Source organism: Kitasatospora sp. NPDC096128 (assembly GCF_040303105.1).
Classification (GTDB): Bacteria; Actinomycetota; Actinomycetes; order Streptomycetales; family Streptomycetaceae; genus Kitasatospora.
Window position 1 is genome coordinate 349,982 of sequence record NZ_JBEOSP010000003.1, and the last position, 12,184, is coordinate 362,165.

Here is a 12,184-nt window from a genome sequence, read left to right on the forward strand (position 1 = left end):
GAGTCCGGACCACGAACCACACCTGATCGACCGGTGTCAGAAGACTGCCGGTGAACACCCTGGGGGGTATGCACTATGTCTGTCGTGCGCGCACGTCGTTCCCGCTCCACCGTTCTCACCGCCGCCACCCTGGGCGTGCTGGTGGCCACCGGCGCGGTGATCGCCTCCCCGGCCGCCTTCGCCGCCGACGCTCCGGCCGCCGCCACCACCACCGCCACCCCCGCGCCGACCGCCGAAACCCCGGCCGACAAGCCGACCCTCCAGGTCAAGGCCCCGGAGACGGTCGGCCGCGGCGGAGAGCCGGTCGAGTTCACCGAGACCGTCACGAACCCCGGCGCCACCGAGGCCTCGTTCAAGCTGCGGGTCAAGGCCACCACCGACGCCAGCCCCTTCGCGTACCAGGCCATCAAGGTCGACTACCGCGACGCGGACGGCACCTGGAAGCCCGTCACCGACACGGTGCCCGCCCTGACCGTCGCCGCCGGCGCCACCAGGACCGTCCAGCTGCGCCTCACCACCGGGCTCCACACCTACTGGAGCAACACGGTGTCCACGGTGACGCTCAGCTCCGCCGTCCTCGACGCGACCGGGAACACCGTCCTCGCCGAGAACACCGCGGCGGTCTCGGCCAGGTACATCACCCTGGAGGTCGGGAACGCTCCGACCACCGCCGTCATCGGCGGCGCACCGGTCGAGTTCGACGTCACCGTCAAGAACCCCACCGCCTCCCGCTTCACCAACGTCTCCAAGGTCGTGCAGGCCGACAAGTACAGCACCCTCCAGATGCAGAAGGCCGACGGCAGCTGGGAGGCCCTCACCGGAACCCCCCTCCCGCGCTCCGACAACGACCTGCTCTACAAGCTCGCGGACGACCAGAACATGGCGCCCGGCGAGACCTTCACCCGGCACCTGCGCCTCGGCTTCACCGGCGACGCCAAGATCGGCACGACGTACGTCCACCCGATGGCGCTGCTGGACCAGGGCCCCGACTACTCGCCCGTCGTCGTCGGCCCCCAGTACGTCGCGGTCAACCTGACCGGCTCCCCGCTGGGCCTGTCGGTGCAGGAGCCGTCGTCGATCGGCAACGGCGGCAAGGCCGTCGAGTTCACCGAGACCGTCACCAACGCGAGCAGCTCCGACGCGCCGTTCGACCTCAAGCTCGACGCCAGCAACCCGCTCGCCCGCAGCGAGGGCCGCATCGCCCTGGAGTCCCTCGACTCCGACGGCGCCTGGAAGCCGGTCGGCCTCACCTTCAAGCAGCAGGCCGACGGGTTCCACTTCGTCGGCTCGCTCACGGGCGTCACCGTCCCCGCCCAGGGCACCAAGACCGTTCAGCTGCGGCTCTCCGCCCCGCTCAACAACGACTGGGCCGGCCAGAGCGGCACCATCAAGCTCGCCTCGGCCGTCCTCGACCAGTCGGGCCAGTCCGTGCTCGCCTCCAGCACCAAGGACGTCGCGCTCAAGGCGCTCAGCGTGCAGACCAAGGGCGCGCCCACCACCGCCGCCCCCGGCGGTGCCCCGGCCGAGTTCGACGTGAGCTTCACCAACCCGAGCGCCTCGGCCTACGACAACGTGTCGCCCGTCGTCCAGACCGACCGGCGCAGCACCCTCCAGGTCCAGAAGGCCGACGGCAGCTGGGAGAACATCACCGGCGTCGCGGCCCGCCAGCCGGGCGCCGACCAGGTCGTCTACCACCTGACCGCGGACAAGGACCTGGCCGCCGACACCACGGTCACCAAGCACGTCCGCATCGGCTTCACCTCCGACGCCCCGATCGGCCGGACGTACGTCAACACCACGGCCGTCCTCGGCGAGGGCACCGACTACCCGGCCTTCGTCGGCCCGCAGGGCTTCCCCGTCGACGTCACCAACACCCCGGCCGGCACCACCGACAAGGCTGCCGCCGACGGCACCACCGCCGTCAAGGCCGGCCTCACCACCGGCTCCGGCTCCGGCTCCGGCTCGGACACCACCACCGGCACCGCCGGCAGCACCGACACCCAGCTGGCGGGTGGCGCGCTCGCCCACACCGGCTCGGACGGCATGCTGTCCGCCGCGGCCGCGGCCGCGGGCCTGCTCGCCAGCGGCATCGGCGCGCTGTTCTTCGCGCGCCGCCGGCGCAGCGCCTGACGCCTCGGCTCCACCGAGCACCCGAGCCCCGGCTCCCGGTACCGTCCGGGGGCCGGGGCTCGGCGATTCCGCGGCCGCTCTAGCCGCGGACCAGGCAGAAGGGGTGGCCGGCCGGGTCGGCGTAGGTCCGCCAGCCGCCCGCGTCGTGCAGCCGGACGGCGCCGAGGGCGAGGACCTCGGGCTCGGCGGCGTCGAGGTCCGGCACGTCGACGTCCAGGTGCGCCTGCTGCGGGTGCTCGGGGCTCGGCCAGCGGGGCGGGCGGTGGTCGGTGACGCCCTGGAAGCAGAGCACCGTGCCGCCGTCCAGGTGCAGGGTGGACCAGTCCACGCCGAGCGACCAGCGCCGGTCCGGGCGGTCGACCTCGCCGCCGAGCAGCCCGGCGTAGAACCGGGCGAGCAGGCCCGGGTCCGGGCAGTCGAGCACGAGGCACTGCAGGGTGCCGATCACGGGCGTTCTCCTCCGGTGGGCTTCGCTTCCGGGGTCGATCCTCCTCCCGCGGCGCGGAGTTCAGCCGGTCAGGGCTCCGTCCGGCCGGGCTCCGTCCGGGTGCACCGGCCCGGCGGCCTCGGGAGCCCCCGGCGGCAGGACCACCGCCCGGAGGTAGGCCTCGACGAACAGGTCCAGCACCTCCTCCAGCGGGGGCAGGCCGGCGCCGAGGGCGGGCTCCAGCACCGGTCTCAGCAGCACGTGGTTGACCAGCGGGCCGATCATCAGCTGGGCCAGCACCGGGAGCGGCAGCGGGCGCAACCGGCCCGCCTCGATGTGCGGCAGCAGCAGCCGGGAGAGTCCGTCGAACATCCGGGGCAGGTGGGACGCCATCATCCGGGCGGCGGGGCCGTCCGGTCGGCCGAAGAGGTCGGCGAAGACCGCCGGAACGACCCGGGGCTCGCCGCCCCAGGCCGCGGCGAAGGTGCGGTGGATCGCCCGGACGGTGTCCTCCACGCCCTCCGGCGGGTCCGCGGCCAGCGTCTCCAGGTCCGGCAGCGGGCCGTACTGGAGGAAGACGGCGGCGAACAGGCCGTCCCGCCCCTCGAAGACGGTGTGCAGGCTGGGCAGCGAGCAGTCGGCCCGGTCGGCCACGGCGTCCAGGGTCACCCCGGCCAGGCCGCGTTCGGCCACCAGCCGGGCCGCCGCCTCGATCGCCCGCTCCCGTACCGGCGGCCGTCCGCCCGGGTCGACGCCGGTCTGCCGGACGGCCTCGTCCAGCGGGGCCCGGGAGCCGCCGAGGCGCCGCAGCAGGGTGCTGCGCGACATGCCGGCCGCCGAGGCGATCGCCGTCAGCGGGACGTCCGCGACGTCCTGTCCCCGCTCCTTCGCCGCCGCCAGGGCGGCCGCCACCAGATCGTTCATGTGAGACATCGTACTACTTGACACCTGAGACGGTTCCAGAGACGCTCTATATGCACGTTCCACCCAGGAACGGCAAGGGATCCAGGGGAGAGAGCCATGAGCGTCGTCATCTCCGGGGGCGGACCGGCCGGAATGGTGTTGGGTCTGATGCTGGCCCGCGCGGGCGTCGAGGTGACCGTGCTGGAGAAGCACGGGGACTTCCTGCGCGACTTCCGCGGCGACACCGTCCACGCGTCCACCGTGCGCCTGATGGACGAACTCGGCCTCGGCCGGAAGTTCGCCGCCCTGCCGCAGAGCCGGCTCGGCAACCTCGTGGTGCCGGTGCCCGGCGTCGGCCAGGTCGAACTGAGCGCCTACGACCGGCTGCCCGCGCCGTACAACTACATCGCCATGATGCCGCAGTGGGACCTGCTCAACTTCCTGGTCGAGGAGGCGCAGCGGGAACCCTCCTTCACCGTGCGGATGAACACCGAGGCCACCGGACTGCTCCGGGAGAACGGCCGGGTGGTCGGAGTCCGCTACCGCACCCGGGACGGCGAGGAGGGCGAGCTCCGCGCCGAACTCACCGTCGCCGCCGACGGCCGGCACTCCACCCTGCGCCGGGAGGCCGGCCTGGTGCCCAAGGAGTACCCCGTACCCTTCGACACCTGGTGGTTCCGGCTCCCCCGGCACGCCCACGAGCAGGCCGGGCAGCCCAGCCTCATCCCCGCCTTCGGCGACCGCGAGATGGTCCTCAGCCTCCCCCGCGACGACTACTTCCAGATCGCCTACTTCAAGCCCAAGGGCTCCGACCCCCAGCTGCGCGCCGAGGGCGTCGACCGCTTCCGCGCCAGGATCGCCGGGCTCCTGCCGCAGTACGCCGACCGGGTCGACCGGTTGACCGGCATGGACGAGGTCCACCTGCTCGACGTCAAGCTCAACCGGCTGGACCGCTGGTACGTCGACGGGCTGCTGCTGATCGGCGACGCCGCCCACGCGATGTCCCCGGCCGGCGGCGTCGGCATCAACCTCGCCATCCAGGACGCCGTCGCGGCCGCCGCCCTGCTCGCCGAACCGCTGCGCCGCGGCCGCCCGACCGTCGCCGCCCTGGCCCGGGTCCAGCAGCGCCGCTGGTGGCCGACCGTGGTCATGCAACGCCTCCAGCGGGTCCTGCACGGCATCATGTTCGTCCCGGTGCTCACCGGGCGCCGCTCCGGGCCGCCGACCGCGTTCGTCACGCTCACCCGCCGGGTGCCCGCCGTCCGGACCGGCATCTCCCGGCTCCTCGCCCTGGGGCCGCGCCCCGAGCACGCCCCGGCCTTCGCCCGCCGACCGTCGGCCTGACCGGGCGGACGGCCCCTGGGCGGGCGGCCCGACCGGGCGACCGGCCCGCCACGGACCGGCCGTTCGGACGGGCGGTTTCCGGGGAACGACCCCCGGCATGACGATCCCTCACCGCCTGACCGGCACCGGCGACCACCCCGTCCTCGTCCTGCACGACTGGTTCGGCACCAGCGCGGGCTGGGGCCCCTTCCTCGACTACCTCGACGGCAGGGCGTTCAGCTACGCCTTCCTCGACTACCGCGGCTACGGCGAGCGCAAGGACGTCACCGGCGCCTACACCCTCGCCGAGATCGCCGCCGACGCGCTCGCCCTCGCCGACCAACTCGGCTGGGACCGCTTCTCCGTGGTCGGCCACTCGATGGGCGGCAAGGCGGCCCAGCAGGTGCTGGCCGAGGCGCCGCTGCGGGTGCGCAAGCTGGTCGGCCTGGCCCCGGTGCCCGCCGGGGCGTACCCGCTGGACGAGGCGGGCGCGGCGCTGTTCTACGGCGCCGCCGAGGACCGTGAGAAGCGGTACGCGATCCTCGACCTGGTCACCGGGCAGCGGGCCGGCCGGGTCTGGCTGGACCGGATGGTCGACCAGTCGCTGCGGCTGTCGACCAGAGAGGCCTTCGGCGGCTACGTCCAGGACTGGGCCTCGGCCGACCTGGAGCACCGGATCAGCGGGAACCCCGTTCCGGTCAAGGTCATCGTCGGCGAGCACGACCTCGCGCTGACCGCCGACGTGATGCGGGGCACCTGGCTGGAGCACTACCCCAACGCCGAGTTGGAGGAGCTCGGCGGCAGCGGGCACTACCCGATGTACGAGGCGCCGGTGGCGCTGGCGACCTCGCTGGAGTCCTTCCTGCACAACTGACGCCCGCACAACTGACGCCCGCGCAGCCGACGCCCGCGCAGCCGACGCCCGCTCAACCGATCCGCGGAGTTCACCCGTTCGGGTGAGTTCCCGGCCGGGGGCGGGGATGTCCGGCAGGCTCCCGCCCGCCGCTGACCGGCCGTCGGCCTGCGGGAACGCCCGGGTCGGCCGGGGGCGGCGGCCCGCGGCCGACCCGGGCGTAGACGCCGACGCATGCACCGGAGACCCGTACGCATGGGGAGTCGGAGCCTCCGCACCTACCGTCGGAGTCATGACGGAGAAGACAACCGACGACGCGTCGACCGTGCTGCTGCTCGGCGCCCCCGGCGCGGTCGGGCGCCACCTCGGGCTGCAACTCGCCGCCGCGGGGGTGCGGGTGCGGGCTCTGACCCGGCGCGTGGACCGGGCCCGGCAGCCGGGCTACGTCCTGGGCGACCTGCGCGACCCGCGGTCCCTGCAAGCGGCCGCGCACGGCGTCGACGCGGTCTTCCTGGGCTGGCCGTTCGCCACCGCCGAGGGTGCCGCGGAGGCGGTGGCGGCGCTGGCCGGCGAGGTCGGGCGGGTGGTCCTGCTCTCCTCCGCCGCCGTCCAGGACGTCCCGGGCGCCGGCCCGTACTCGCCCGGACGGCCGGACGGGGAGGTCGAGGCGCTCCTCGCGGCCGGCGGGCTGCGGCACACCGTGCTGCGGCCGCACGGCTTCGCCGCCGACGCGCTGCGGTGGGCCGAGGAGATCCGGGCCGGGGGCGCCGTGCGCGGCTACGGCGGCGGGGCCGGGCTGAACGTGGTCGACGAGCGGGACATCGCGGCGGTCGCCGCCCGGGCGCTGACCGAGGACGGGCACGACGGCGCCCGCTACGTCCTCACCGGCCCCGAGTCCCCCACCCAGGCCGAGCAGGTGCGGATCATCGGCGAGGCCGCCGGGCGGGAGGTCCGCTGGGAGGAGATCCCCCGCGAGGCGGCCCGCCACCGGATGCTCACCACCGGCTGCCCACCGGCCCTGGTGGACGGCGCCCTGGACTTCCTCCACACCCGCACCGCCACCCCCGAACCGGTCACCACCACGGTCCAGGACGTCACCGGCCGGCCCCCACGCCCCTTCCGCGCCTGGGCCGCCGACCACGCCCACCTGTTCCGCTGAGAGGCCCGGCGGGCGACTCCCGCCCCGTCAGATGCCGAGGCCGCGGATGACCAGGTCGACCAGGGCGAAGAAGAACAGCGAGATGCCGACGAAGCTGTTCGTCTGGAAGAAGGCCCGGTTGAGTCTGGAGAGGTCGTTCGGCTTCACGATGGTGTGCTCGTAGACGAACGCGCCGGCGACCACGGCCAGGCCGGTCCAGAAGGCGGCGCCGGCGTGGGTGAGCACCGCGAACCAGCCGAGCAGCAGGGTGGTCAGCACGTGGCAGACCCGGGCGCCCCGGATGGCGGCGGGGACACCGAAGCGGGCCGGCGGCGAGCCGACCCCGTGCTCCCGGTCGGACTCGACGTCCTGGCAGGCGTAGATCAGGTCGAAGCCGCCGATCCAGATGCCGACCGCGGCGCCGAGGACCACGGCCTCCCAGGACCAGCTGCCGGTCACCGCGAGCCAGGCGCCCACCGGGCCCATCGCCTGGGCCAGGCCCAGGATCGCCTGCGGGAAGTCGGTGAACCGCTTGCCGTAGGGGTAGACGACCATCGGCACCACAGCCACCGGCGCGAGGGCCAGGCAGAGCGGGTTGAGCAGTGCCGCAGCGCCGAGGAAGACCACCAGGGCGACCGCCGAGCCGACGTACGCGGTCTTCAACGAGACGGCGCCGGTGACGAGTTCACGCCCGGCCGTGCGCGGGTTCCGGGCGTCGATCTCGCGGTCGATGATCCGGTTGGCGGCCATCGCGAAGGTACGCAGGCCGACCATGCAGACGGTGACGACGAACAGTTCGCCCCAGTGCACCCGCTTGTCCGCCAGGAACATGGCGGTCAGCGCGGCGATGTAGGCGAAGGGCAGGGCGAAGACCGAGTGCTCGATCATCACCAGGCGCAGGAATGCCTTGGTGCGCCCCGGGGTCTCGACCGCAGCGGTGCTCACAGTCCGTATTCCTTCCAGCGACGGGTGACCAGCGCGGCGGTCTCCGGGTCCGAGGACACCATCTCCGGCCAGCCGCCGTCCCGGGTGTAGCCCTCCTCGGGCAGCTTGCGGGTCGCGTCGATACCCGCCTTGCCGCCCCAGAACTGCTGGTAGGAGGCGTGGTCGAGGTGGTCGACCGGGCCCTCGACGACGGTGAGGTCGCGGCTGTAGTCGACGTTGCCGAAGGCCCGCCAGGCGACTTCCTGGTAGTCGTGGACGTCGCAGTCGGAGTCCACCACGATGATCAGCTTGGTGAGCGACATCATGTGGGCGCCCCAGATCGCGTGCATCGTCTTCTGGGCGTGCTTGGGGTACTTCTTGTCGATCGAGACGATCACGCAGTTGTGGAAACCGCCGGCCTCGGGCAGGTCGTAGTCGACGATGTCCGGGATGATGATCTTCAGCAGCGGCAGGAAGAACCGCTCGGTGAACTTGCCCAGCGGGCCGTCCTCCGTCGGCGGGCGGCCGACCACGATGGACTGCAGGATCGGCCGGCGGCGCATGGTCACGCAGTCGATCGTCAGCGCCGGGAAGGGCTCCTGCGGGGTGTAGAAGCCGGTGTGGTCGCCGAACGGGCCCTCGGGGAGCATCTCGCCGGGCTCCAGCCAGCCCTCCAGGACCACCTCGGCGTCGGCCGGGACCTGCAACGGGACGGTCTTGCAGTCGACCATCCGGACCCGCTCGCCCGCGACGAAGCCGGCGAACAGGTACTCGTCGATGTCGCCGGGCAGCGGCGCGGTGGCGGCGTAGGTGACGGCCGGCGGGCAGCCGAAGGCGATCGCGACCGGGAGGCGCTCGCCGCGCTTGGCCGCGACGGCGTAGTGGTTGCGGCTGTCCTTGTGGATCTGCCAGTGCATCCCGATGGTGCGGCGGTCGTGCCGCTGGAGCCGGTAGAGGCCGAGGTTGCGGACGCCGCTGTCCGGGTCCTTGGTGTGGGTCAGGCCCAGGTTGAAGAAGGAGCCGCCGTCCATCGGCCAGGTGAACAGCGCGGGCAGCTCGTCCAGGTTGACGTCGTCACCGGTGAGCACGACCTCCTGGACCGGGGCGTCGCCGGCCTTCACGTGCCGGGGCGGGACGTGCGCCATCGAGGCGAGCTTGCCGAAGGCGTCCCGGAAGCCGGTGAAGCCCTGCGGCAGTTCGGGCTTGAGCAGGCCGGCGATCTTCTCGGCGATGTCCTCCGGGCCCTTGAGGCCGAGCGACTTGGCGAGCCGCCGCTCGGTGCCGAAGACGTTCATCGCGAGCGGCATCGACGAGCCCTTGACGTTCTCGAACAACAGCGCCGGGCCCTTGGCCTTCTGCACCCGGTCGACGATCTCGCCGATCTCCAGGTGGGGGTCCACCTCCGCCTTGATGCGCTTGAGGTCGCCCTCGCGGTCGAGGGCCCGGAGAAACGAACGGAGATCGTCGTATGCCATGCCTGTCAGTATCCGCCACCCGATAGCCTGGCTTGCGTCAAGGGCCCCGGGAGGCGCCCGCCACCACCACCCTCGACGGGGGGAGACCACAGCCGTGCTGAGGATTCTTCTGACCATCGTCCTTCCGCTCGTGCTGTGGGTGTGGGCGTTCATCGACTGCCTGACCACGCCCGAGGCTGAGGTGAAGCACCTGCCGAAGCCGATCTGGGTGATCATCGTGCTGCTCTTCCCGCCGCTCGGCCCGATCGCCTGGCTGCTGGCCGGGAAGCAGCGCGGCTTCCTGCGGGCGGGTGCCCCGGACGGGCAGCCGGGGCGGCCGCCCGCCGGAGGCCGACCCGGCCCCGGCGCCCCGCGCGGCGGTCGGCCGCTGGCCCCGGACGACGATCCGGAGTTCCTGGCGTCCCTCGGGAACGAGTCGTTGAAGAAGGACGACAAGGACCACGAGTCCATGCTGCGTCAGTGGGAGGCCGATCTGCGCCGCCGGGAGCAGGAACTGCGCGGCGGGGACGAGCCCGAGGACGGGCGAAAGAGCTGATCGGAGCGGTTCGGCCGGTCCCCCGGACAGCCCACCCGGACACCCACGGGTGGGCTGCGGCGTTTTTGGCGCTTCCCTACGACCGGGGAGCCTCCAGCACGATTCGACCGCTTTCCGGCGCCGCGGTCCAGCCGTGCTTGAGCGGTACCCCAGACGGCCGCCCTACAGTGCTGCGAGACGGCCCTGACCTGCTCTTTCATTCACGCTCAGCTCATCGGACCATCATCCGCCCGACAACCCCCGGTATTCGAACGGTCACCGAGCGCACGGCCTTCGAACCGGCAGCTTCTGTACAGGCCTCACAGCTAAACGAACTCGACCTTGTACGGAATCGACGCCGAAACCAGCGCACGGCCCCTCGTACAGTCATAAGTGAAGAAGTTGATTCGCAGCTGGGGGCACAGCAGACGTTGGCTGTCGGACAGTTCCCTCACCCTTGGAGTGGTTCGAGATGACGGTTGTGCATGAGGCGCCGGTCGGCGGCGAGGTCCCCGAGGTCCCGGCTGACGCCAAGGGGCGGGTCGCCGAGCTCCTCGAGCTCCGCGAGCAGGTGCGCCGCGGCCCGAGCGACAAGGCCACGGAGGCCCAGCACGCGAAGGGCAAGCTGACCGCCCGCGAGCGGATCGACCTGCTGCTGGACGAGGGCTCCTTCCGCGAGGTCGAGCCGCTGCGCCGGCACCGCGCCCAGGGCTTCGGCCTGGAGGCCAAGAAGCCGCACACCGACGGCGTGGTCGTCGGCTGGGGCACCGTGCACGGGCGCACCGTGTTCACCTACGCGCACGACTTCCGGATCTTCGGCGGCGCCCTGGGCGAGGCCCACGCGCAGAAGATCCACAAGATCATGGACATGGCCATCGCGGCCGGCGCCCCGCTGGTCTCGCTGAACGACGGCGCCGGCGCCCGCATCCAGGAGGGTGTCACCGCGCTGGCCGGTTACGGCGGCATCTTCCAGCGCAACACCAAGGCCTCCGGCGTCATCCCGCAGATCTCGGTGATGCTCGGCCCGTGCGCCGGCGGCGCCGCGTACTCCCCCGCGCTGACCGACTTCGTCTTCATGGTCCGCGAGACCTCGCAGATGTTCATCACCGGCCCGGACGTGGTCCAGGCCGTCACCGGCGAGAAGATCAGCCAGAACGGCCTGGGCGGCGCCGACGTGCACGCGGGCGTCTCGGGCGTCTCGCACTTCGTCTACGACGACGAGCAGTCCTGCATCGAGGAGGTCCGCTACCTCCTGTCGCTGCTGCCGCAGAACAACCGCGAGATGCCGCCGTCCGTGGTCAGCGAGGACCCGGTCGAGCGCCGCAACGACAGCCTGCTGGACCTGGTGCCCGTCGACGGCAACCGCCCGTACGACATGCGCAAGGTGATCGAGGAGATCGTCGACCACGGCGAGTTCCTGGAGGTCCACGAGCGCTGGGCCACCAACGTGCTCTGCGTGCTGGCCCGGGTCGACGGCCACGTCACCGGCATCATCGCCAACCAGCCGCAGTCGCTGGCCGGCGTGCTCGACATCAACGCCAGCGAGAAGGCCGCGCGCTTCGTCCAGATGTGCGACGCCTTCAACATCCCGCTGGTCACCCTGCTGGACGTGCCCGGCTTCCTGCCCGGCGTCGACCAGGAGCACGGCGGCATCATCCGGCACGGCGCCAAGCTGCTGTACGCGTACTGCAACGCCACCGTGCCGCGCATCTCGCTGATCCTGCGCAAGGCCTACGGCGGCGCCTACATCGTCATGGACTCCCGCTCCATCGGCGCGGACCTGTCCTACGCCTGGCCGACCAACGAGATCGCCGTGATGGGCGCCGAGGGCGCGGCCAACGTCATCTTCCGCCGCGAGATCAACGGCGCCGAGGACCCCGACGCCATGCGCGCCGAGAAGATCAAGGAATACAAGAGCGAGCTGATGCACCCGTACTACGCGGCCGAGCGCGGCCTCGTGGACGACGTCATCGACCCGGCGGAGACCCGCCTGGTGATCGCCTCGGCCCTCGCGATGCTCCGCACCAAGCACGCCGACCTGCCCAGCCGCAAGCACGGCAACCCGCCGATGTAGCAGCGGGGTTCGCAGCAACAGGCCGTACCGGGCACCACCACACACCACAGCAACCGGGGGAGAAACCAAGGACATGACCGCTTCCGCCGAACCCCTCGTCCGCATCGTCCGCGGCAGCCTCTCCGACGAGGAGCTCGCCGCCCTGACCGCCGTCCTGATGGCCCGCGCCGCCGCCGCGCAGCAGGCCGCGGCCACCGCACAGGTCGAGCCGATCGCCAACTGGCAGCGCCTGGAGCGCCGCCCGGCCTACTACTCGCCGGTCAGCTGGCAGCAGGCCGCCTGACGGTTCCGGACCGCCGGCACCGAGAGACGGGCCCCGACGGCCGGTCACCCCCCGGTTGCTGTGGTGTGTGGTGGTGCCCGGTACGGCCTGTTGCTGCGAACCCCGCTGCTACATCGGCGGGTTGCCGTGCTTGCGGCTGG

General features: G+C 72.4%; 11 protein-coding genes. 7 read left to right on the plus strand and 4 right to left on the minus strand.

Annotated features, from left to right (window positions below):
- Positions 1-84 precede the first annotated feature (84 nt).
- On the plus strand, positions 85-2,130 hold the full coding sequence (locus ABTY61_RS06075; protein ID WP_350503693.1) for an LPXTG cell wall anchor domain-containing protein: 2,046 nt from the start codon (positions 85-87) through the stop codon (positions 2,128-2,130).
- Positions 2,131-2,209: 79 nt separating this feature from the next.
- Here the strand turns inward: ABTY61_RS06075 and ABTY61_RS06080 are convergent, their stop codons facing one another.
- Complete coding sequence (locus ABTY61_RS06080) at positions 2,210-2,578, minus strand: VOC family protein (protein ID WP_350503694.1); 369 nt, start codon at positions 2,576-2,578, stop codon at positions 2,210-2,212.
- Between the two features lie 60 nt (positions 2,579-2,638).
- Complete coding sequence (locus ABTY61_RS06085) at positions 2,639-3,481, minus strand: TetR/AcrR family transcriptional regulator (RefSeq protein WP_350503695.1); 843 nt, start codon at positions 3,479-3,481, stop codon at positions 2,639-2,641.
- A 96-nt stretch (positions 3,482-3,577) separates the two neighbouring features.
- Here ABTY61_RS06085 and ABTY61_RS06090 point away from each other — a divergent pair, with 96 nt between their 5' ends.
- The 3 genes from ABTY61_RS06090 (at position 3,578) to ABTY61_RS06100 (ending at position 6,795) form a co-directional block, all read left to right on the plus strand.
- Positions 3,578-4,804, plus strand: a complete 1,227-nt coding sequence (locus ABTY61_RS06090) for an FAD-dependent oxidoreductase (protein ID WP_350503696.1) — start codon at positions 3,578-3,580, stop codon at positions 4,802-4,804.
- Between the two features lie 97 nt (positions 4,805-4,901).
- Entirely contained in the window at positions 4,902-5,657 is a 756-nt protein-coding gene (locus tag ABTY61_RS06095) for an alpha/beta fold hydrolase (RefSeq protein ID WP_350503697.1), read from the plus strand.
- Positions 5,658-5,928: 271 nt separating this feature from the next.
- Entirely contained in the window at positions 5,929-6,795 is an 867-nt protein-coding gene (locus ABTY61_RS06100; RefSeq protein ID WP_350503698.1) for an NAD(P)H-binding protein, read from the plus strand.
- Between the two features lie 27 nt (positions 6,796-6,822).
- On the opposite strand, the gene mqnP is transcribed toward ABTY61_RS06100, so the two are convergent.
- Together mqnP and ABTY61_RS06110 are read right to left on the minus strand one after the other, a co-directional pair.
- A complete protein-coding gene (mqnP, locus tag ABTY61_RS06105) occupies positions 6,823-7,728 on the minus strand; it encodes a menaquinone biosynthesis prenyltransferase MqnP (RefSeq protein WP_350503723.1) in 906 nt (301 codons plus the stop codon).
- Entirely contained in the window at positions 7,716-9,173 is a 1,458-nt protein-coding gene (locus tag ABTY61_RS06110) for a menaquinone biosynthesis decarboxylase (RefSeq protein ID WP_350503699.1), read from the minus strand. Before ABTY61_RS06110 ends, mqnP begins: the two co-directional genes overlap by 13 nt.
- A 94-nt stretch (positions 9,174-9,267) precedes the next feature.
- On the opposite strand from ABTY61_RS06110, the gene ABTY61_RS06115 reads away from it, so the two are divergent.
- The 3 genes from ABTY61_RS06115 to ABTY61_RS06125 all read left to right on the plus strand — a co-directional run bounded on the left by ABTY61_RS06115 (position 9,268) and on the right by ABTY61_RS06125 (position 12,044).
- Positions 9,268-9,708, plus strand: coding sequence for a PLD nuclease N-terminal domain-containing protein (locus ABTY61_RS06115; RefSeq protein ID WP_350503700.1), 441 nt, complete (start codon positions 9,268-9,270; stop codon positions 9,706-9,708).
- A 451-nt stretch (positions 9,709-10,159) separates the two neighbouring features.
- The gene (locus ABTY61_RS06120; RefSeq protein ID WP_350503701.1) at positions 10,160-11,761 is read left to right on the plus strand and encodes an acyl-CoA carboxylase subunit beta; all 1,602 of its coding nucleotides are present in this window, start codon (positions 10,160-10,162) and stop codon (positions 11,759-11,761) included.
- Between the two features lie 73 nt (positions 11,762-11,834).
- The gene (locus tag ABTY61_RS06125) at positions 11,835-12,044 is read left to right on the plus strand and encodes an acyl-CoA carboxylase subunit epsilon (protein WP_350503702.1); all 210 of its coding nucleotides are present in this window, start codon (positions 11,835-11,837) and stop codon (positions 12,042-12,044) included.
- The last annotated feature ends 140 nt before the right edge of the window (positions 12,045-12,184 follow it).